A 772-nucleotide genomic window follows, 5' to 3' on the forward strand; every position below is an offset into this window, starting at 1 on the left:
AATTTACCTTGCTTGATTGCTAGCTTGCTACGCTCTTCACGGTCGTACACGATTTGTGTTAGTGAGTGATCTGAGTTCTTCAAGTTTGGTTGGTAACGATTACCAGCAACCGCGTTCGCATTGTAGATTTCTGGGCGGTAAATCTTTTGGAAAGTTTCCATTGTACTAATTGTGCTGATCAGTTCTAGGTTCGAGTAGTCGTTAAGCAGATCGCCAAAGAAGTAGAATGCCAACGGAGCAACACTATTTGGCGGCATGAAGTAACGCACTTCTAGGCCCATTTTCTTAAAGTATTGCTCAGTTAAAGATGATTCGTTTGGCTGATATTCGAAACCTAAAACTGGGTGTTGGTTGTCTGTGCGTTGGTAGATTTTGTTATCTGACACACTTAGGCAGATAACAGGTAGCTTTTTAAAGTTCGCTTTGTATGTGTCAGACTTAATGAACGATTTGAATAAATTTCCGTGCAGTTCACCAAAATTATCAGGAACGCTAAAGCCAGGCTTGTCCTTATTATGTTCTAATAATAAAACACTAAAATCGTAATCTCGCACGTATGAAGAGAAGTTATTCCCTACTACACCTTCAATGCGTTCATTGGTCGCGTGATCGACAATGTTAGTTTTCAATACTTCGATAGACGGGAAGTTTTCACCTTTGCCTTCAATGTCGATATCAACAGACACGATCTCCAGTTCTACAGAGTAACGGTCTCGATTTGGGTTGTCCCAGTTTGCTAACGCATTGAAATTGTTGTTACTCATGTTCAATG

Annotated in this window: 1 protein-coding gene; it reads right to left on the minus strand. The window is 40.4% G+C overall.

Annotation, left to right across the window (positions count from 1 at the left end; translation table 11 throughout):
- On the minus strand, nucleotides 1-772 hold a 772-nt coding region (locus KIV40_RS35280), incomplete at both ends, for a putative oxygenase MesX (protein WP_285354132.1).

The organism is Vibrio sp. D173a (genome assembly GCF_030248475.1).